Origin of the sequence: Mycobacterium sp. ACS1612, assembly GCF_001667505.1 — a bacterium.
Lineage (GTDB): Bacteria > Actinomycetota > Actinomycetes > Mycobacteriales > Mycobacteriaceae > Mycobacterium.
The window spans coordinates 35,568-56,786 of the sequence record NZ_LZHZ01000063.1 but is presented as its reverse complement, the minus strand read 5'-3'; the positions used below and the strand labels follow the sequence as shown (position 1 = coordinate 56,786).

Genomic DNA, 21,219 nt, shown 5'->3' with positions numbered 1-21,219 from the left:
CACACGAGCAGCCGCACAAGCTTGAACACAGTTCGGCGCGGTGAATGTGGAGCCGATGACGGGAATCGAACCCGCGTATTCAGCTTGGGAAGCTGATGTTCTGCCATTGAACTACATCGGCATGTTCGACCACGAAGGCTAACATCTGGGCGGCTACGCTCGCCTGGTGCTTCTCTCCGATCGTGACATCCGTGCCGAAATCGCCGCGGGACGGCTGGGCATCGACCCGTTCGAGGAAGGCCTCGTTCAGCCGTCGAGCGTCGACGTCCGACTGGACAACCTGTTCCGCGTCTTCAACAACACCCGCTACACCCACATCGACCCGTCGACCCGTCAGGACGACCTGACGTCGCTGGTCGAGCCGAAGGAGGGTGAGCCGTTCGTGCTCCATCCCGGCGAGTTCGTGCTCGGCTCCACGCTGGAACGCTGCACGTTGCCCGTCGACCTCGCGGGCCGGCTCGAAGGCAAGTCGTCCTTGGGCCGCCTCGGCCTGCTGACCCACTCGACCGCGGGCTTCATCGACCCCGGCTTTTCCGGCCACATCACTCTCGAGTTGTCGAATGTCGCGAACCTGCCGATCACGCTGTGGCCGGGCATGAAGATCGGCCAGCTGTGTCTGCTGCGGCTGACCAGCCCCGCCGAGCATCCCTACGGCAGCGCCAAGGCCGGCTCGAAGTACCAGGGCCAGCGCGGTCCGACCCCGTCGCGGTCGTATGTGAACTTCATCAAGTCCAGTTGACCGTGAGCTTTCGGTAACTCCGCCGAAACACGAAACATGCCGGTAACAGATCTGCCGCGTCACTGAAACGCGGAACCGACATCCTCGGGCGAACCGTGCAAAGGAGCCCGAATGGACGCCATCGACCCTGCCGCCACCGCGTGGCTGCTCGCCAGCACCGCACTCGTCCTGCTGATGACGCCGGGCCTGGCCATCTTCTACGGCGGCATGGTCCGCACCACCGGCGTGCTCAACATGATCATGATGAGCTTCATCTCGATCCCGCTGGTGACCGTGGCGTGGTTGCTGGTCGGCTACAGCTTGGCGTTCTCCGACGACGCGGGCGGCTTCATCGGCGGCCTCAAACACATCGGGATGCTCGGCATCAACCCGGACACGCTGCACGGTCACGTGCCCGAATTGCTGTTCGCCACCTTCCAATTAGGCTTCGCGATCGTCACCGCCGCACTGGTCAGCGGCGCCATCGCCGACCGCGCCAAGTTCGCCGCCTGGATGGTGTTCGTCCCGCTGTGGACCGTCGCGGTGTACGCCGTCGTCGCGCATTGGGTGTGGGCCCCCGGCGGCTGGCTGTTCGAATTCGGCGCGCTGGACTACGCGGGCGGTCTGGTCGTCGAGATCGTCTCCGGCATGTCGGCGTTGGCGCTGGCGCTCGTCCTCGGCCCCCGCATCGGCTTCAAGAAGGACGCCATGCGCCCGCACAACCTGCCCTTCGTGCTGCTCGGCTGCGGCCTGCTGTGGTTCGGTTGGTTCGGCTTCAACGCAGGGTCCGCGCTGGCCGCCAACGGCATGGCGTCCGCGGTCTTCCTCAACACCCTTGTCGCAGGATGCCTCGGCATGTTGGGCTGGATCGTCGTCGAACAGATCCGCGACGGCAGGCCCACCACATTCGGCGCCGCCTCCGGCGTGATCGCCGGCCTGGTCGCCATCACCCCGTCCTGCGGCACGGTGAACACTCTCGGCGCCGCGGTGGTTGGCATCGCCGCGGGCATCGTCTGCTCGTTCGCGGTGGGCGCGAAGTTTCGCTTCAACTACGACGATTCGCTCGACGTCGTGGGTGTGCACTTCGTCGGCGGTGTGGTCGGTGTGCTGCTGATCGGACTGCTGGCCACGCCAGTGATGACCGGCGGCGCGCACGGCCTGTTCTACGGTGGCGGCCTCGGCCAGCTCGGGAAGCAGGCGCTCGCCGCGGTGGTCGTCGGCGCCTATGCATTCGGCGTGTCGTATCTGCTCGGCAAGATCATCGACCGGGTGATGGGCTTCCGGATCAGCGCCGAGGACGAGACCACCGGCGTCGACTTCACCCAGCACGCCGAGACGGCGTACGCCGAAGCGGTGCACGGATACCAGCCCTCTCGGCGGCCGACCACCTTCGGCGACTTCGGGATTCCCGGGCCGCGGCCCGAGACCGCCGAAGAAGGCTGACACCACTGTTCCGCCGAGGAATTTGAACGGCCCGACGCCCGTTGTCGTTGACCCGAGTAGGGTTTTATTACCGGCGCAGGCGACCGCTTCTCAGCTAACGCCGCGGGATGTAACGGCCAGGCTGGTTGCGACGATGAATCATCGGGTCGTCGGCTCGTATTTGATGAGACCTGAACGGAAATCTAGATAGCGTAGCAAACACTTTTGGAGGGTCAGTGGACATCGTATTAGGTGTGTCGATGACACCTACGACGGTCCGCATGGTGCTGGTTGAGGGCGAGAAGGCGGACGGCGCGATCGTCGATCACGACGCGTTCGACGTGGCCGCTGTCGACGGCTCAGCAACGTCTGCCAGCGCGGCAGAACAAGTCGTCGAGGCCATCCTCGGCACCAAGGAGAGCGCCGCCGCGGGCGGTCATCATCTCAAGTCGATCGGCGTCACGTGGAGCGACCACGCCGAGGCGTCCACACTGCGCGACACACTGGCCGCCCGCGGCATCGACGACGTGATGTTGGTCTCCGACGGCCACGCCGCAGGCGCCCTCGCCCAAGCGGTGGGACGCGCCGTCGGATACGCCACCACCGCGCTGCTGTTCATCGATCGCGACACCGCGACGCTGTCGGTGGTGCAGACCGACGACGGTTCGATCGTCAAGGTGTTGAGTCGCTCGCTGCACAGCGGTGACGCGATGGCCGTGCTCGCGGACATGGCCGCCGCCGTCGACGCGCAGGACTCGCCTCCGCAAGGCATGTTCGTCGTCGGCTCCGGCGTCGACGTCAGCGCCGTGAAAGCGCATCTCGAGAACCTCGTCAGCCTGCCCGTCAGCGCGCCCGACGACGCCGATGTCGCGTTGGCCCGCGGTGCGGCGCTGGCCTCGGCGCACGCGCCCGCACTCGAAGCCTCCACCGTCGGCCTTGCCTACTCGCAAGACCCCGACGGCACCACCGCTGGCAATGCCTATGCCGCGCTCGCCGCGGCCGAGACCCAGATGGCTCCCCTCGATGCCGACGCGCGGACCGACCTCGAGGAAGTAGCTCCCGATGAGGGACGTAAACCGTTCCTGCTCGTCGGCAGCGCGCTGACCTCGATCTTCGTGATCGGCGTTGTAGCACTTGTCATTTCGCTGGCCGTGAGTATCCGGCCGACGGTCGACCAGCGGCCCGACCCCGGGCCGAACGCGATCGCGCCCACCAAGGTGGCCCCGCCCGCCGCACCGGCCCCGGTGCAGGAGGCACAACAGCCCGTCGCGCCGCCTGCGCCCCCGCCCGCGGCCGAGACCATCAAGCCGCCGGTGCCGGTCGCCGTGCAGGAGGCGCCCGCGCCAAAGCAGGCGCCGCGTCAGGTGTTCGTCGAGCAGGCGCCCGCCCCGCAGGCGCCGCCGCCCGCACCCGCACCGGCCGCACCACCGCCCGCTCCCGAGGCGCCGCCACCCGCGCCGCCGCCAGTGGCGCCCGCGCCGATTCCGTACATCCCGCCGCCGGTGTACAACCCGCCCATCTACAATCCGTACCTGCCGCCGCCGGCGTACTACCCACGGCCCAAACCGCCGTGGAGCCCGCCGTGGCAGCACGACGAGCCCCAGGATCCGCCGGACTATCCGCAGTCACCCGGTCACGGCGGAGGCGACTATCCAGGCTCCGGAGGCGGGGGCAATTACCCCGGCACCGGTGGTGGTAACTACCCCGGCGGCGGATACCCCGGCTCCGGCGGTCACGGCGGCCGTGGGCCCAGCTGCTTTTTGATCTTCTGCCGCGGCTGACGGGCGTCGAACACCACTTGTAACCCAGCGTTGGTCTGACGCTTGGTGTCACGTAGCGGTTAGCTCATCGCGGCTGCATATAGAAGCAGTATGCGATGCACCGTATTCGGCACGGGCTATCTCGGCGCGACACACGCCGCCGGCATGGCCGAACTCGGCCACGACGTGATCGGTGTGGACATCGACGCAGGCAAGGTCGCCAAGCTGTCCTCCGGCGACATCCCGTTCTACGAGCCCGGTCTGCGAAAGGTGTTGAGCGACAACATTGCTGCGGGACGGCTGCGGTTCACCACCGATTACGACGCGGCGGCGGACTTCGCCGACGTGCATTTCCTCGGCGTCGGAACACCGCAGAAGAAGGGCGAATACGGCGCCGATCTGCGCCACGTGCACGCCGTCATCGACTCGCTGGTGCCGCGGCTGCGCAGATCCGCGGTGATCGTCGGCAAGTCGACGGTGCCCGTTGGCACCGCCGCCGACCTCTCCGAGCGCGCGCGCAGCTTGACGCCGAGCGGCGTCGACGTCGAGATCGCGTGGAACCCCGAGTTCCTGCGCGAGGGCTATGCCGTCTACGACACGCTGCATCCCGACCGCATCGTGCTTGGCGTGCAACGCGATTCGACACACGCCGAGGCAGCGATCCGCGAACTGTACTCGCCGCTGCTAGCCGACGGTACGCCGCTGCTGGTCACCGACCTGCAGACCGCCGAACTGGTCAAGGTGTCGGCCAACGCGTTTCTCGCGACGAAGATCTCGTTCATCAACGCGATTTCCGAGGTGTGCGAAGCCGTCGACGCCGATGTCACCCTGCTCGCCGACGCGTTGGGCTACGACCCGCGGATCGGGCGTCGATTCCTCAACGCCGGCCTTGGATTCGGTGGCGGCTGCCTGCCCAAAGACATTCGCGCGTTCATGGCCCGCGCCGGTGAACTGGGCGCCAACCATGCGCTGACGTTTCTGCGCGAGGTCGACAGCATCAACATGCGCCGGCGCACCCGGATGGTGGAGTTGGCGACCAGGGCCTGCGGCGGGTCGCTGCTGGGCGCCAACATCGCGGTGCTCGGCGCCGCCTTCAAGCCGGAGTCCGACGACGTGCGTGACTCGCCCGCGCTCAATGTCGCGGGCATGTTGCAACTCAACGGGGCCACGGTCAACGTCTACGACCCCAAGGCGATCGAGAATTCGCAGCGGTTGTTCCCGACGCTGAACTACTCGACGTCGTTGGTGGAGGCCGCCGACCGCGCCGACGCCGTGCTGGTGCTCACCGAGTGGCGCGAGTTCGTCGAACTCGACCCCGCCACGTTGGCCGACACCGTGCGCGCGAAAGTCGTTGTGGACGGCCGCAATTGCCTCGACGCGCAGCAGTGGACCAACGCGGGCTGGCGAATTTACTGCCTCGGCAGGAGCGTCAGCCTGCCGACGCCTGTTTGAGCATGCCGTCGAAGCCCTGCCACAGCAGCATGTAGACGAGTTCGACGACCCGCTCGCGAGGCACGTCGCGGTTCTCGTACCACCAGGTGGCCACCCCTCCGCACGCCGACTGCGTGGCGCGGGCCAGGATCCAGGCCGCGTCGTCGACGGTGATGCCCTTCACCGACTTGGCGTCTGCGGCCCCGAACCGGATCAACTCGGCGATGGCCGCGGTGCCGCGGTCGGCGATCTCCTGACAGACCGCGGCCACCTCCGGATCGGCGGGCGGATCGCGGTGCAGGAACCGCCACATGAACGGGTCTTGCTCGACGGATTCGAAGTAGCTTTCGATGCTCGCCCGGACCAACTCCTGCGCCGACGCGCCTTCGACGTGTCGCAGCGAGCGGTTCCTGATCTGCTCGGCGTGCTGCTCGAGCAGCGTGATGTGCAGTTCGCGTTTGGAGCCGAAATGGTCGTAGAGCACCGACGGCACCACGCCGGCGCGGGCGGCGATGTCCTGCATCTTCGCCTCGGCGAAACCGTGCTCGGCGAAGGTCTCGACCGCCGCATCGAGGATGCGGGCCCGTCGCTGCGCCGCCGGAATCCGCGTCCTTGCCATACCGAATTGTAGTTCGGTAAGCTCACAGAACATAACCGAACCACAATTCGGTTGAAGGAGTTGCATGGGCGTCATCAAGCACCGCATTCGCTGGCTGGCCATGCACGGCGTGATCCGTGCCACCTCGCGGCGACTCGCCCGTCGCGGCGACCCGCAGGGCCGGTTGATCTCCGATCTGGAGTTGCGCCGCAACCCCGTCCCGTTCATCGACGAACTGCGCGGCATGGGACCGATAGTCAAGTGCCGGCTCATGTACATGACCGTCGACCACAAGATCGCCAACGACCTGCTGCGCTCCGACGACTTCCGGGTGATCGCATTCGGGTCCACCCTGCCCAAGCCGCTGCAGTGGGTGATCCGGCACACCGATCCGGGGCTGTTGCACCCGGTGGAGCCGCCGTCGATGTTGTCGACCGAACCGCCGGACCACACCCGCTACCGCAAACTGGTGTCGTCGGTGTTCACCACCAGAGCCGTTGCGGCGCTGCGTGATCGGGTGCAGGCCACCGCGGATCGGTTGCTCGACGAACTCGCGGAGAGTTCGGACACCGTCGGCTCCATCGATGTCGTGGACCGGTACTGCTCGCAGTTGCCGGTCACGGTGATCGGCGACATCCTCGGCGTGCCCGACGAGGCGCGGCCGCGCATCCTGGAATTCGGTGAGCTGGGGGCGCCGAGCCTCGACATGGGGCTGAGCTGGCCGCAGTACCGGCAGGTGTACCGCGGCATCGAGGGGTTCAACCATTGGCTGTCCGACCATCTGGACCAGTTGCGGCGCAACCCCGGTGACGACCTGATGAGCCAGCTGATCCAGGCGTCGGCCAACAGCGCCGAAGGCGCGCGGTTGAGCAACGACGAGTTGCTGGCCACTGCGGGCCTCGTGCTGGCCGCCGGCTTCGAGACCACAGTGAACTTGCTGGGCAACGGAATTCGGATGCTGCTCGATGCGCCCGAACAACTGGACAAGGTCAAGGCACAGCCAGAATTGTGGCCCACAGCGGTCGAGGAGATTCTTCGGTTGGAGTCGCCGGTCCAGATGACGGCCAGGGTGGCGGCCGTCGACACCGAACTGCCTGGCGCGGTGGTACGCGTCGGCGAAGGCGTCATCCTCTACCTGGCAGGCGCTAACCGTGATCCGAAGGTATTCGCCGATCCGCACCGCTTCGATGTCGAACGGGAGAACGCGGGCAAGCATCTGTCGTTCTCCGGCGGAAGGCACTTCTGCCTCGGCGCCGCATTGGCCCGCCAGGAAGGCCAGATCGGGCTGCGCACGTTCTTCGAGCGCTTCCCTGATGCGCGACTTGCGGGCAACGGCAGCCGTCGCGACACCCGGGTGTTGCGGGGATGGGCATCCCTGCCGATCACACTTGGAAGGGCGCGCACCGCTGTAGGTTCGTAGCGTGGATTTCCGAGCGGCGCTGCGCGATCAGACCCGTGACTTCGGCGAGCTCATTCGTGGAGCAGACCAGTCGACGCCCGTACCGACCTGCCCCGACTGGACGATCAAACAGCTGTTCCGCCACGTCGGACGTGGAAACCGTTGGGCCGCACAGATCATCGCCGATCGCAGATCCGAGCCGTTGGATCCGCGTGACGTCCGCGACGGCAAACCACCCGACGACTTCGACGGCGCGATCGACTGGTTGAACGCCAGCGCGGACCTGATCATCGACGCGGTGGATCGCGTCGGACCAGAGACCCGGGTGTGGACGTTTCTTGGTCCGCGCCCGTGCGGCTGGTGGATCCGTCGGCGACTGCACGAGGCCACCGTGCACCGCGCCGACGCCGCCATCGCGTTGGGCGTCGATTACGACCTGCCCCCCGAGGTGGCCGCCGACGCGATCAGCGAATGGATCGAGCGGGTCAGCGTCGAAGCCAGACCACGGGCGTTGCCCCTCGCCGTCGGGCAGACCCTGCACCTGCACGCGACCGACGACGGGCTGGGCCCCACCGGGGAGTGGACCATCACCAGCGACGCCGAGGACGGCATCACCTGGTCGCACGAACACGGCAAGGGCGACGCCGCACTGCGCGGGACGGCCAAGGATCTGTTGCTGGCCATCGTGCGCAGGCGCACCGCCGACGACGGCGGAATCGAGGTGTTCGGCGACGCCGCCGTGTGGGACGGCTGGCTGGAACGCACACCGTTCTAGGAAGGCGTACTTTCTCGACATGACCACATCGGAGATCGCCACCGTCCTCGCCTGGCATGACGCGCTCAACGAGCAGGATTACGACACCCTGGCGCAGGTGTCCAGCGACGACATCGAATTCGGTGACGCCAACGGCGCGGGCCAGGGCCATGAGGCGTTGATCCAGTGGGCCCAGTCGTTGTCCGTGACGGCCGCCGACCCGGGCCGGATGTATGTGCGCGACGGCGTGGTGGTCGCCGAGGAGCAGGACGGCGCAGGAGTGGCCTTCCGTGTGGTGCACGACCACGTCACCTCGGTCTTCCGGCACCCCGACCTGGCCAGCGCGCTCGCCGCGACCGAACTGACCGAAAAGGATCTCGCGGGCTGATGCGCGGCATCATCCTTGCCGGTGGATCGGGCACGCGGCTCTATCCGATCACCAAGGGTGCGTCGAAACAGTTGATGCCCGTGTACGACAAGCCGATGATCTACTATCCGCTGTCGACGCTGATGATGGCGGGCATCCGCGACATCCTGGTCATCACCACACCGGGGGACGCTGAGGCGTTCCAGCGATTACTCGGCGACGGTTCGGATTTCGGGATCAACATCAGCTACGCGGTGCAGCCCCAACCCGACGGCCTGGCGCAGGCGTTCGTGATCGGTGCCGACCACATCGGCAACGGTCCGGTGGGATTGGTGTTGGGCGACAACATTTTCTACGGCCCGGGTCTGGGTACCAGTCTGCGTCGCTTCCAAACCATCAGTGGCGGAGCGATTTTCGCCTACTGGGTGGCCAACCCGACGGCCTACGGCGTCGTCGAGTTCTCGGCGGACGGCACGGCGCTGTCCATCGAGGAGAAGCCGGCCACCCCGAAGTCGAACTATGCGGTGCCAGGGCTGTATTTCTACGACAACGATGTCATCGAGATCGCGCGTTCGCTGAGACCTTCTGCGCGTGGCGAATACGAGATCACCGAGGTCAACCAGACGTATCTGAACCAGGGCAGGCTGAAGGTCGAGGTGCTGGCCCGCGGCACCGCATGGCTGGACACGGGCACGTTCGACTCGCTGCTGGACGCGGGCGACTACGTTCGCACCATCGAACGCAGGCAGGGCCTCAAGATCAGCGTGCCCGAAGAGGTGGCGTGGCGGGTCGGCTTCATCGACGACGACCAACTGGCTGCCCGCGCGCGCACCCTGCTCAAGTCCGGCTACGGCGCCTACCTGCTGGAGTTGCTGGAGCGGCCTCCGGGGTAGCGAGTACCGCGGCGATTGCCGTCGTCAACGGCACGGACAACGCCAACGCGATGCCGCCGACCGCCGAACGGGCGACCTCGATGGCCACGCTCTCACTGGTCAATACGTCGCCGAGGGACCGGTTGGCCACACTGAACAACAGCAGTAGCGGCAGCGCGCTGCCCGCATAGGCCAGCACCAGTGTGTAGACGGTGCTGGCGATGTGGTCGCGGCCCACCCGCATGGCACCGAGGAAGATCGCCTTGCGACTGACGCCAGTCTCGGCCAACTCGAACACAGTCGACGCCTGGGTGACCGTGACGTCGTTGAGCACACCGAGCGAGCCGATGATGAACCCGGCCAACAGCAACCCGGTGATCGACACGTTGCCCATATACGCGGCCACCTCGTTGTTCTGATCCTCGGACAGGCCGGTCAGATGTGCCAATTCGATTGCGCCCCAGGACAACAGAGCGGCAAGCAACAACGCGGTCAGGGTGCCCAGCAGCGCCGCGCTGGTGCGCAGGCTCACCCCGTGAGCCAGATAGATCACCGCGTACAGGATCGCGGCCGATGCGACAAGGGCGACCGGAATCGCCGACGCGCCGTCGCGCAGGGCGGGCAGCAGGAAGACCACCAGCACCACGAACGCGACGACGATGCCGATCATCGCCCGCAGCCCGCGCCAACCCGCCACCGCGACAATCACGACCGCGAACACCGCCGCGAACGCGATCAGCGGCCACGTCCGCTCGTAGTCGTAGAACGCGTAGCTGGTCGCGCCGCCCGCATCGACCTGGCGGCTGATCCGGACGTGGTCACCCGCGGCAAGGTGCGGCTGGCCGGGCCCCTGGCTGAACTCGAGCATCGTGTTGGCGCCCTTGTTGGGGCCGGAGTCGATGCTGATCAATGACTGCACACACGGGCCGCCGCCCTCCGGCCCCGGTGCCGGGTCGGCGGTCAGCACGGCGCCGTTGGACGGGCTGCCGCACGACGCCACCTTGGTGGACAGCACATGCCCTGCCTCCGTGGTGACCGAACCGCCCGCGGCGTTCTGGAACGGCAACGGGATGTCGACCTTCTCGTGGCTGGGCCACAGCCAGACCGCGCCCGCAAGCACGGCGACGCCGATCGCGATCAGCGCCCCGATCACGACCTTGGCGGCGGTTGGCCCCAAGGGGGCCTGCCCGCTCATGGAGTGGGAATGGGCGTGCGAGTGCGTCACGCGCAACAGGGTAGACGCGCGGGCTGGGCGCTCCCTCTTCGCCGAACGTGGGTTACCCGCACGCCTACCGCGGCTGCGGCGTGCGTCAAGCCCACATTCGCGGGAGCTGACGCCTACTGGCGGTACGACGACAGGAAGTTGCCCAGTCGCTCGATCGCGTTGGCCAGGTCGCGTGACCACGGCAGCGTCACGATGCGCAGATGATCGGGCGTCGGCCAATTGAACCCGGTGCCCTGAGTGACCAGCATCTTCTCCTGCAGCAGCAGGTCGAGCACAAGCTGCTCGTCATCCTGGATGTCGTAGACCTCGGGATCCAGTCGCGGGAACGCATACAGCGCGCCCTCCGGCTTCACACACGACACCCCGGGGATCTCGTTGAGCTTGGTCCATGCGACGTCACGCTGTTCGCGCAGCCTGCCGCCGGGCAGCACCAGGTCATCGATGCTCTGATGGCCACCGAGTGCAACCTGAATGGCATGCTGCGCAGGCACATTCGGGCACAGCCGCATGTTGGCCAACAGGCTGATGCCCTCGATGAAGCTGGCCGCATGCTCCTTGGGGCCGGTGATGACCAGCCAGCCGGACCGGTAGCCCGCGACCCGGTATGCCTTCGACAGCCCGTTGAACGTCAGCGTCAGCACATCGGGTGCCACCGACGCCATCGCGATGTGTTTGGCGTCGTCGTAGAGGATCTTGTCGTAGATCTCGTCGGCCAGCAGCAGCAGCTGATGCTTACGCGCGAGATCGGCTATCTGCGTGAGGGTTTCGCGGCTGTACACCGCACCGGTCGGATTGTTCGGGTTGATCACCACGATCGCCTTGGTGCGGTCGGTGATCTTTGACTCCAGATCGGCGATGTCGGGCATCCAGCCCTGGGTCTCGTCGCACATGTAGTGCACAGGGGTGCCGCCCGCCAGTGACGTGCACGCCGTCCACAGCGGGTAGTCCGGCGCGGGAATCAGCACCTGGTCGCCGTTGTCCAACAGCGCCTGCAGCGTCATCTGAATGAGTTCGGACGCGCCGTTGCCGAGATAGACGTCGTCGACATCGAACTTCGGAAACCCGTCCACGAGTTCGTAGCGGGTGAACACCGCTCGGCGGGCAGGCATGATGCCCTTGGAATCCGAATAGCCCTGCGCGTAGGGCAGCGCGGCGATGATGTCGCGCATGATCACGTCGGGCGCCTCGAATCCGAACGGCGCGGGGTTGCCGATGTTCAGCTTGAGGATGCGGTGACCTTCGGCCTCCAGTCGTGCCGCGTGATCGTGCACCGGACCGCGGATCTCGTACAGCACGTCCTGCAGCTTGGACGACTGCGTGAACGTGCGCTGCCGCGGATGATGCCCGGTGGTCTGCCACGGCACATGGTGGGTGGTCACGTGATCCATGATCGCACCGGAGTCCAATCAATTAGCAAATACGCTGGTTATCGCTTACCAGGCGGACGTGCGCCCTTGGCGATACCCAGGCCCTTCACGGGCGGCTGCGCCTTCTCGCCGTTGCCCTCGGTGGAAGGCTCAGGCGCAGCGCTGGATTCACCGTCGGACATCGATTCCGGTTGCGGTGCAGCGGGTTTCGGTGCCGCAGCGGCCTTCTTGGCGCCCGGCCGACGGGCACCCGGCGCGATGCCAAGACCCTTGACCTCTGGCTCGGGTTTGGCGGGCTCAGGCGCAGCTTCGGCCGGTGCCGCAGGCTGAGCCTTCTTGGCCCCGGGTCGCTTGGCGCCCGCGGCGATGCCGAGGCCCTTGACCTCGGGTTCCGCCTTGGCAGGCGCCTCCGCGGCGGACGCCTCGGGTGCGGTGGCGGCCTTCTTCGCGCCTGGACGCTTCGCGCCGGCCGCGATGCCCAGCCCCTTGGCCGGTGCAGCGGGAGCGGCTTCTGCGGCAGGTGCTGCGGCCTTCTTCGCGCCGGGGCGCTTGGCACCGCCTGCGATGCCGAGGCCTGTGACCGGCTTCGTCTCTGCCGGCTCAGCCTTGGGCTCCGGCTTGGCCTCGGGCTCGGCGACCGCGGTCGACGCCTCCACCTTCGGCGCCGCTTCAGGCTCGCGGGCCGCACGCTCATCGGCTTCCTTTGCCGCCGTGCCCTTTTCGGGCAGCGCGACGCCGCTCTTGTCCAGCGACCCCAGCAGCAGCTGGGCCACGTCGAGCACCTCGACCTTCTCGATGTCCCTGGCGGCAGAGACGTCGTCGACACCGTCGGTCATCATCACCCGGCAGAACGGGCAGCCGGTCGCGATCGCCGACGCGCCGGTGTCGATGGCCTCCTCGGTGCGCTCGGCGTTGACGCGCTTGCCGATGTGCTCTTCCATCCACATCCGCGCGCCGCCCGCGCCGCAGCACAGGCCGCGGTCGGCGTGCCGGGGCATCTCGGTCAACTGGGCACCGGAGGCCCCGATCAGCTCACGCGGCGCCTCGTACACCTTGTTGTGCCTGCCCAGGTAGCACGGGTCGTGATAGGTCACGTCGCGGCCGCCGTCGGGGCCGCTGACCGGCACCAGCTTCTTGTCGCGGATCAGCCGGTTCAGCAGCTGGGTGTGGTGCAGGACGGTGTAGTTGCCGCCGACCTGCGGATACTCCCGGCCCAGCGTGTTGAAGCAGTGCGGGCAGGTCACGACGATCTTGCGGTCCACTCGCTCGACGCCTTCGAACATCTCGTTGAGCGTCTCGACGTTCTGCGCGGCCAACTGCTGGAACAGGAACTCGTTGCCCGAGCGGCGGGCCGAGTCGCCGTTGCATGTCTCGCCCTCGCCGAGCACCAGATACTTCACGCCCGCGATCGCGAGCAGTTCGGCGACGGCCTTGGTGGTCTTCTTCGCGCGGTCCTCGTAGGCGCCCGCGCAGCCGACCCAGAACAGGTACTCGTAGCCCTCGAAGGACTCGACGTCCTTGCCGTACACCGGCACGTCGAAGTCGACCTCGTCGATCCAGTTGGTGCGGTCCTTGGCGTTCTGACCCCACGGATTGCCCTTGGTCTCGAGGTTTTTGAACAGCACGCCGAGTTCGGACGGGAACTCCGACTCCATCATCACCTGGTAGCGACGCATGTCGACGATGTGGTCGATGTGCTCGATGTCCACCGGGCACTGCTCGACGCACGCGCCGCATGTGGTGCACGACCACAGCACGTCGGGGTCGATGACGCCGAGTTGCTCAGCGGTGCCCACCAGCGGGCGGGTGGCCTGCGCAGGGCCGGAGCCCATCACGCGCTCGAACCCCGACTCGGGGACGGCGTGTGCCTCGTCGTGCTTCTCGCCGCCGAGTTCCTCGCCGAGACCGCCCTCGGGTGTGTTCTCCAGCGGCGTCTCCTTGTCGCCGAGGATGTAGGGCGCCTTGGCGAACAGATGGTCGCGCAGGTTCATGATCACGAGCTTGGGCGACAGCGGCTTGCCGGTGTTCCACGCCGGGCACTGCGACTGGCAGCGACCGCACTCCGTACACGTGGTGAAGTCGAGGTAGCCCTTCCAGGTGAAGTCCTCGATCTTGCCGCGGCCGAGCACGGCGTCCTCCGCGGGATCCTCGAAGTCGACCGGCACACCGTTGGACTCGACCGGAAGCAGCGGTCCGAGGCCGTTGGGCATCCGCTTGAAGGTGACGTTGATCGGCGCGAGACCGATGTGCAGGTGCTTGGAGTGCAGCACGATCAACAGGAAGACCAGCATGACGCCGATGTGCAGCAGCAGCGCGATGGTCTCGATCCACTCGTTGGCGGTGTGGCCGAGCGGATTCAGTACCACGCCCATCAACTGGGAGAAGAACGCCCCGTTGCCGTACGGCAGGGTCTCGTTGTTCACCGCGGCGCCGCGGACCAGGGCGTAGGTCCAGATGACGTTGAAGATCATGAACAGGATCAGCCAGGCGCCGCCGGTGTGCGAGCCGTAGAACCGCGACTCGCGGCCGTGCTGCTTGGGCTCCTGCATCACGCGGATGATCGCGAACGTGATGATCCCGAGCAGCACCGCGACGGCGAAGAAGTCCTGCAGGAAGCCAAGGACGTCCCAGCGGCCGATCAGCGGGATGTGGAAATTGCCGACGAACAGCAGGCCGTAGGCCTCCAGGTACACCGACGCCAGGATGAAGAAGCCCCACATCGTGAAGAAGTGGGCGATACCGGGGATCGACCAGCGCAGCAGCCGGGTTTGCCCGAAGACTTCCTCGATCTGGGTGGTGATGCGCTTGCCCAGGTTGTCTTTGCGGTTGTTCTCCGGGCTGGTCGGGGCGCCGGAGCGGATCAGCTTCGTCAGCCACAGCACCCGTTTGGCAGCGAACACCAGCACGAGTGCCGTCAATCCGAGCCCGACGACGAGCCTGATCAGCATCTGGGTTTCCACCGCGTGCCTCCCGTTTCGCAAGTTACCCAAGGGTAACTTATCCCATGTTACTGGCCAGTAACTTTCGCTGGATGCCTGCTCATAGTTGCATCCAGCCGGGAAACGCCGCTACAAAGGCTGCCCTAACTACACCTTGGGGGTGGTCGAGGTGCCGCCGTCGCCGGTCCCGGTGTCACCCGTCTGCGAGCCGGGTCCGCTTGTCTCCGTACCGGTTCCGGTACCGCCGGTCTCGGTACCGCCGGTCCCGGTGCCTGCCCCGGTGCCGGTGCCCGCGCCGGTGCCGGTGTCCGAACCGTCGCCGGGGCCCGGATCGATCGGCGGAGGCTTAGGTGATGTCGGCGGCTCGGGCGACGTGGGTGGGGTGTCGGATGTCGGCGGCGGAGTGGGATCCGTCGTCGGCGTCTCAGATGTGGACGGTGGAGGCGGAGGGGCCGCCGGCGATTGGTGCGGCACCGGCGCCTGCGCCTGCGCCCGCCGCGGCGCCTGATAGCGAGGCGCGGGCTGCTGCACCACGACGGTGGTGATCTGGGGGGCCTGCGGCGCCGGGGTAGCTGGGAGAGTGGCCGGCGCCGCAGGCGGTTGGGGGGTGGTCGTGGAGGTCGACGTGCTTGCCGCGTCGACCGGTGTCGTCGTGGTGTCGTTGAGGAGCGTGAAGCCGAACACCGCTGCGGCGACGGCCGCGGCGACCGCAGAGAGCCCGAACAACACCAGCGGGCTGCGCCGCGGTGGCTCGTCGTCGCGCCACTCGTCGCGGCGGAAGGACACCTCGGGGCGGGGCTGGATCGCGTCGCTGTAGGGCAGCACATCCCCGCTGGCGTCGCCCTCGGACCAGGCCAGCGGTTGCGCGTCGGGAACCACCGCGGTGGCGGTCGGCGTCAGCACGGTGGCTTCGTCGACGACGCGGCTTCGGTGCGCGATCAGCGCGGCGCCCTCGGCGGCGGTCAACGCGGGCGAACGGGTGGTGACCACCGGGGCGCGCAGATGTTCGGACAACCGCTGGGTGACCAGCGGTATCCGCGCTCCGCCGCCGACCGTGGCGACGGCAGCGACACTGGCCGCGGGCACGCCGTAGCGCTCCAGCGTATCGTCAAGTGCCGCAAGGAAATCCGTGAGTGGCGCCCGCATCAGGTCCTCGAGTTCGGTGCGGGTGACTCGGATGTCCGCGCGATGCCCGGGCAGGTCAGCGACCACCGCCGTGGCGGTTTCGGCGGACAGTCGCTCCTTGGCCCGCCTGCATTCGTCGCGCAACCGCACCAGCGAACCGACCATCGCGGTGCCCGACGGGTCGACGTCGGCGAGTCCGCCGACGACGTGCGCCAGCAGCGCCTGATCGATCAGATCGCCGGAGAAGTCGGAGAACCGGACCGTCTCGCCGAACAGCGAGAAGTCCCGTGCCGCATTGGCCAGCGTGATGCTGGTGCCGCTGCCACCGAAGTCGCACAGCACGATGACGCCGTGCGTGGGCAGGCCCGGGTGGTCGCGCAACGCCGTCAGCGCCGCCGTCGCGTCAGACACCACCGGCAGCTTGCCGCGCAGGTTCCTGCGCAGAATGTCGGTGATCGACGGACGCCAGTGCGCGGGCACCGTCACCGCGGCCTCCGACACCGGCAGCCCGTCGGTGATCGCGTCGGCCATCGCGGCCAGCGCGTCGGCGAGCAGGGCCTCCGACCGGTACGTGGCGCCGTCGGGTGCGATCAGCGGCACCGGGTCGCCGACGCGGTCGACGAACCCGGTCAATCGTTGACCGTGCAGGGTCAATTCGGCGGGACGCAGGATCGCGGCATGCCCGTCGCGGGTGCCTGCGAGGTTCGTCGCGCCGACCGACAGGCCGATCGAACGGCCGTGGTTGCCTGGCGAATTCAACATGCGATCGACGGTATGGCGAACCGCGTCACAGCAAATCCGGTGCCGCACCCGTCACTGGGGCGGGCCGGATAGGGGATCTCGGTTAGGGGATTGCGCCGCGTTGGGGGCTAGGGCTGAGACGTCAGCATGGCGCGCAGCATCGACAACATCTCGGAGCGGGATTCGGCGCCGAGCCTGCGCCGGATCCGCGCCACGTGGTGTTCGACGGTCTTGGCCGAGATGAACAGTTGGCTGCCGATATCGCGGTACGGCATGCCGAGCAGCAGCAGTTCGGCGACTTCGCGTTCACGGTCCGACAGCCGCGACGACGTCGGCCGCCGTTTACCCTCCGCGACGGGCGCCGTTGGCTCCAGCCTTGGCGGCTCGTCGACGGCAGCGGTCTGTTTGAGATCGCGGGCCAGTTGCAGCATCGCGCCGGAGACGCGGCCGTCCGGCGTCTGCAGCGCGGCCTGGCTGGCCAGTCGGGTGCCGTCCCATGTCATGCCGAACTGCGACAACCCACGCGCAGCCGAGGTCACCTCGTCCACGTCGATGTGGTTGGCCAGCACGCGCAGCCAGGTGCGGCCCGCCTTGGCGAGCGCCTTGGCGAACGCGCTGTGCGGCGCCGCGGCCGTCAACGCCTGACCATGGGGCGCAACGGCTTCCGGCGAGTTGGCCAAAATGCCCGCGTGCACGCCTGCCCAGTGCAACGGCACCGACCACAGCACCGGATCCCCGAGCGACTCGAGCAGCCCGAACGCCTCGGTCATCGTGTGTTGCAGCCGGTCGACCAGCCGCATCCTGGCGGCGGCCACCCACAGTTCGCCCAGCGGCAACAGGCAGAACAGGTCGGGTGAGTACTCGGCAAGCACTTCCATCGCGGCATACCAATGCTTCTGCACGCCGCCGGTGTCGCCGCTGCGTCTGGCGATCGCGGTCTGCAGCGCCGCGGCCCACAACGCGTCGCGGCGGTGCAGCGCGGTATCGGCCGTCGACGCGACGTCGGCCGCCGCTGCCGACAACTGGCCGTCCTGCATGCGTACCCAGCCGTGCAGCAGGCGGTGCCGGTGGATGGTGAAGATTTCGTCTGCGCCGGTGCGGACGGCCCGGCCGATCACGCTGCGGGCCCGCACCGGGTCGCCGCCGTGCAGCGCGGCCAACGTGACCAGCGCCGCGGGGGTGTCCGGTGCGACGCCCGTCGGAAGTTGTTCGGCGGTGATCGCCTGGCTGAGGCGGGCAATGGAAGTGGGGAACGGTTGGTCCAGCGACAGCAGCAGACCTTCGGCGAGGCTGCGGGCGGCGCGGGCCGTGGACGTCGGCGGGCCTGCGCTCTCGGCGCTCAGCGCAATTCTCGCCGCGTCGGCGTCACCCGCGGCGATCGCGACGACCGCGCCCGCCGCGCTGATGAACGTGTCCGGATACGGTCCAAGCCAACGGAACAGGTCGGCCGCCTGGGTGGCGCTGCCGTCGTGCATCGCGATGCTGGCGGCGATGCGAACCGCGGCCGCCCGCTCGGCCATGTCCTCGGAGCCGAGCAGTTCGTCGGCCAGTCGGCCCGCGGCGGTGCAGTCACCGGTCTGCGCCAACGCATCGGCAAGCCGGGCGGACAGCGCCGTCGCGCCCGCGTCTGCGGCGGCCCGGTACAGCCGGGCGGCGCGGGCCGGGTGATCATGGGCGCGCGACGCGAGGTCGGTCAGCGCGTCCGCGAGCCGCTCGTCGCGCAGCCCGTGTTCGGCCATCCGTAACGCAAGATCGCTTGACAGCGTTGAGGATTCGAGCTGGGACACCAGCAGCGACAGCTCGGTGTCGTGGTGTCGCGCCGCGCCGATGATGCCCGCGATGCAACGGTGCACCGATTGGATGAAGGCCTGGCTGTGCGACGGTTCGATCAGCCCGCTGGCACGCGCGCGGTCGACGAGATCCTGCGCCTCCTCGGCGCCGACCCGCAGCACCGCCGCGACATCGTCAGGTCCCAGGTCCGGGCTCAGCGACGACACCAGCAGCGTGTCGAGCAACGGTTCGTCGAGGTGGCGCAGTCGCTCGATCAACGCGAACCTCGCGGCCTGCATGATCGCGTTCGCGGGGGCCTCGCCGTCGGGTGAGACCGCCGCCGCGATGGCTGGCTGCAGCAGGAACGGCAGCCCCGCGGTCGCGACCATCAGCGACCGGATGAGCTCGGAACTCGTTGAGCTGCCCAGTGTTTCGGTCGCAAGCCGGTTGACCTCGGCCGGGCTGAACGCGCCCAGCGAGACGACCGGATTCTCCCGTTCGATGGCGATGCGCAGCGTCCGCAGCGCCTGCCGGTGGGCGAGGGGTTCGGCGGCGACGACAACTGTCGATGGCGAATCGGCGACCAGGTCGGCGAGGACACCGAGTTGTGCGTCGTCGAGCAGATGCGCATCGTCGATGACGACCGCCGACCCCGTTTCGTCGCCATTTCTCGGCGGCCGGGTCAGCACCGCGACCTCCGCGGTGCGCAACGCCGTCCGGACCGCTGCGAGTACCGAACTCTTACCGGTGCCGATGCCGCCGGCGACCAGCACCTTGACCGGCACAGTGGGCGCGGCCGTCAACGCCGAGACCACGTCGCGTGCGGCCGGCGGGATGTCGGTCAGCGGATCGGGCGCCGGACTGGTGGCCATGGCTCACGGTGTGGTCGTCACCGGCGACAACGCGGCGGCCGTGGTGGTGGTCTCCTGCTGTTGTGTGGTCGTCGGCGGCTGGGTGGTCGTGGTCGGAGGCTTGGTCGTGGTGGTGGTCGGCTGGGTGGTGGTCGTCGTGGTCGTTGTGGTGGTCGTCGTTGTCGTGGTGGTCGTCGTGGTGGTGGTCGGCGGGCTGGTGGTTTCGCTCGTCGGAGTCGGCGACGGCACGACCGTCGTGCTCGGCTCGCCGTTGGGGCCGGTGACGGTGACGGTCACGGGTGCGCCCTCGGTGACCGGTTCGGTGGGCTTGGGCCCGGTTTCGACCTGCGTCGCCGTCTCGGTCACCGGGTTGGAGCTGCCGCTGCCGCTGGTCAGCGTGATCGCCAGCCCGCCGATCGCCAGCAGCACCGCCGCGGCCGCCGCGCCGAACAACACGGGCGGACGTTTGTACCAAGGCAGCGGGGCGGTCTCGGGCCCGTAGCCCTCCTCGTCGTGCGCGAACTCCATCTGCGGGCGCGCACCGGTGACGCCCTGGTCGAACGTGTAGTCGTCACCGGAGTAGGGCACCGGTTCGCCGGCGGGCGCATCGTCCTGCGACCACGCCAACGCGCGGAACGTGGACGATCCGGCGTCGTCAGCCGCCGCCACGCCCGCCGCGCCTGCCGCCCACCCCGCTGCGGCCATCCCCGTCGGCGCATCGGCGGCGGGCGCCAATCCGGTGGGCGCCATGCCGGTCGGGGCGTCGGCTTCCAGTCCGCGTTCGGCGGCCAGCGCCGCGCCGGTCGCGATGTTGACCGCGGACTGTGGTGTGGTGACGACGGGAGCACGTAACCGCTCCGAGAGCTGCTGGGTGACCCGCGGAATGTTGGCCCCGCCGCCCACGGTCGCCACCGCCGATACGTTCGCCACCGCAATGTTGTTGCGCTGCAACGTTTCTTCGATGGTGTTGAGCAGACCGGCGAGGGGCTCGGCGATGATGCCTTCGAGTTCGTTCCTGGTCACCCTGACGTCGGAGTTGAACCCGGGCAGTTCGACCGGCACCACGGTCGCGGTCTCGGCGGACAGTCGCTCCTTGGCCAACCTGGCGTCCTCGCGCAACCGGGCCAGCGAGCCCAGGCCCAGCGTGCCGGTCGGATCGGCGTTGCCTGCGTCGGCGATACCTGCCAGCACGTGGTTGAGCAACGCCTGGTCGATCTGGTCGCCGGAGAAGTCGGGATAGCGGACGGTCTCACCGATGGGGGCGAAGTTCGCGGCCGCGTCGGCCAGTGTGACGCTGGTGCCGCTGCCGCCGAGGTCCACCAGCGCGACCACGCCCGTCGACGGCAAACCCGGTGCGGCCTGCAAAGCGGCAAGGGCGGCAACGGAATCCGGAATGAGCGCGGCCGGCACCCCGTTGGGAGCGAGGCTCGGCTTCGCGCGCAGTGCACCCCGCAGCGCACCGATGGTGCCGGGACCCCAGTGCGCGGGTACCGCGATCGCAACGGGCGAGCCGCCACCGACGGTCTGCGCCATCGTATCGAGCGCCTCCACCAACACCCGTTCCCCGCGGTGCGGGGAGCCGTCGGCGGCGACCAGCGGAACCGGGTCACCGACTCGCTCGACGAACCCGGTCAGCACCAGACCCGGCTGATTCAGGTTCGGGTTCTCACTCGGCACACCGACTTCAGGTGCCCGGTCGTTGAACAACGTGAGCACCGAACGGCGCATGACCGGCGAGCGGCCGATCCTGGCGGCCACCAAGTTGGTCATCCCGATGGACAACCCAAGTGAGTCGTTCATGGTCTCCTCGTGTTCGGCCGTTCAAAACCATAGCCGCTGATTCCCCTAATGGGCGGTAAACCCCTAACGCCGCGTCCCCT

At 68.0% G+C, this 21,219-nt stretch carries 15 protein-coding genes and 1 tRNA gene; 8 read left to right on the top strand and 8 right to left on the bottom strand.

What is annotated here, in order from left to right; translation table 11 throughout:
- Positions 1-47: 47 nt before the first annotated feature.
- Positions 48-121, bottom strand: a tRNA-Gly gene (locus tag A5724_RS25580).
- A 45-nt stretch (positions 122-166) separates the two neighbouring features.
- Between A5724_RS25580 and dcd the strand changes: the two genes are divergently transcribed.
- The 4 genes from dcd (at position 167) to A5724_RS25560 (ending at position 5,352) form a co-directional block, all read left to right on the top strand.
- Entirely contained in the window at positions 167-739 is a 573-nt protein-coding gene (gene dcd, locus A5724_RS25575) for a dCTP deaminase (RefSeq protein WP_067808931.1), read from the top strand.
- Between the two features lie 111 nt (positions 740-850).
- Positions 851-2,161: an ammonium transporter gene (locus tag A5724_RS25570; RefSeq protein ID WP_067808929.1), complete on the top strand. Its 1,311-nt coding sequence runs from the start codon at positions 851-853 to the stop codon at positions 2,159-2,161.
- A gap of 215 nt (positions 2,162-2,376) precedes the next feature.
- Positions 2,377-3,921 carry a hypothetical protein gene (locus tag A5724_RS25565; RefSeq protein WP_067808927.1) on the top strand — a complete coding sequence of 515 codons (1,545 nt, stop codon included), beginning with the start codon at positions 2,377-2,379 and terminating at the stop codon, positions 3,919-3,921.
- A gap of 90 nt (positions 3,922-4,011) precedes the next feature.
- On the top strand, positions 4,012-5,352 hold the full coding sequence (locus A5724_RS25560) for a UDP-glucose/GDP-mannose dehydrogenase family protein (RefSeq protein WP_067808925.1): 1,341 nt from the start codon (positions 4,012-4,014) through the stop codon (positions 5,350-5,352).
- On the opposite strand, the gene A5724_RS25555 is transcribed toward A5724_RS25560, so the two are convergent.
- Entirely contained in the window at positions 5,330-5,950 is a 621-nt protein-coding gene (locus A5724_RS25555; protein WP_082965269.1) for a TetR/AcrR family transcriptional regulator, read from the bottom strand. The genes A5724_RS25560 and A5724_RS25555 overlap by 23 nt on opposite strands.
- 64 nt (positions 5,951-6,014) lie before the next feature.
- Here A5724_RS25555 and A5724_RS25550 point away from each other — a divergent pair, with 64 nt between their 5' ends.
- From A5724_RS25550 to rfbA, 4 genes are read left to right on the top strand one after another with little or no spacing between them, the layout of a single operon-like run.
- A complete protein-coding gene (locus A5724_RS25550) occupies positions 6,015-7,349 on the top strand; it encodes a cytochrome P450 (RefSeq protein WP_067808921.1) in 1,335 nt (444 codons plus the stop codon).
- A gap of 1 nt (position 7,350) precedes the next feature.
- Positions 7,351-8,103, top strand: a complete 753-nt coding sequence (locus A5724_RS25545; protein ID WP_067808919.1) for a maleylpyruvate isomerase family mycothiol-dependent enzyme — start codon at positions 7,351-7,353, stop codon at positions 8,101-8,103.
- A gap of 19 nt (positions 8,104-8,122) precedes the next feature.
- Entirely contained in the window at positions 8,123-8,470 is a 348-nt protein-coding gene (locus tag A5724_RS25540) for a nuclear transport factor 2 family protein (protein ID WP_067808917.1), read from the top strand.
- Positions 8,470-9,342: a glucose-1-phosphate thymidylyltransferase RfbA gene (gene rfbA, locus A5724_RS25535; RefSeq protein WP_067808915.1), complete on the top strand. Its 873-nt coding sequence runs from the start codon at positions 8,470-8,472 to the stop codon at positions 9,340-9,342. Before A5724_RS25540 ends, rfbA begins: the two co-directional genes overlap by 1 nt.
- Here rfbA and A5724_RS25530 read toward each other — a convergent pair.
- From A5724_RS25530 to A5724_RS25505, 6 genes are all read right to left on the bottom strand, one after another.
- Positions 9,287-10,546 carry a YibE/F family protein gene (locus A5724_RS25530; RefSeq protein ID WP_067809493.1) on the bottom strand — a complete coding sequence of 420 codons (1,260 nt, stop codon included), beginning with the start codon at positions 10,544-10,546 and terminating at the stop codon, positions 9,287-9,289. The genes rfbA and A5724_RS25530 overlap by 56 nt on opposite strands.
- Before the next feature lie 113 nt (positions 10,547-10,659).
- Entirely contained in the window at positions 10,660-11,934 is a 1,275-nt protein-coding gene (locus tag A5724_RS25525) for a pyridoxal phosphate-dependent aminotransferase (RefSeq protein WP_067808913.1), read from the bottom strand.
- A 38-nt stretch (positions 11,935-11,972) separates the two neighbouring features.
- Positions 11,973-14,873 carry a 4Fe-4S dicluster domain-containing protein gene (locus tag A5724_RS25520; protein WP_067808911.1) on the bottom strand — a complete coding sequence of 967 codons (2,901 nt, stop codon included), beginning with the start codon at positions 14,871-14,873 and terminating at the stop codon, positions 11,973-11,975.
- Positions 14,874-14,999: 126 nt separating this feature from the next.
- The gene (locus A5724_RS25515) at positions 15,000-16,739 is read right to left on the bottom strand and encodes an Hsp70 family protein (protein ID WP_067808909.1); all 1,740 of its coding nucleotides are present in this window, start codon (positions 16,737-16,739) and stop codon (positions 15,000-15,002) included.
- A gap of 107 nt (positions 16,740-16,846) precedes the next feature.
- Positions 16,847-19,360 (bottom strand): isoniazid response ATPase/transcriptional regulator IniR, encoded by a 2,514-nt coding sequence (gene iniR, locus A5724_RS25510; protein WP_067808906.1) that lies wholly within the window; start codon positions 19,358-19,360, stop codon positions 16,847-16,849.
- 3 nt (positions 19,361-19,363) lie between these two features.
- A complete protein-coding gene (locus A5724_RS25505; protein ID WP_067808904.1) occupies positions 19,364-21,139 on the bottom strand; it encodes an Hsp70 family protein in 1,776 nt (591 codons plus the stop codon).
- Positions 21,140-21,219 lie beyond the last annotated feature (80 nt).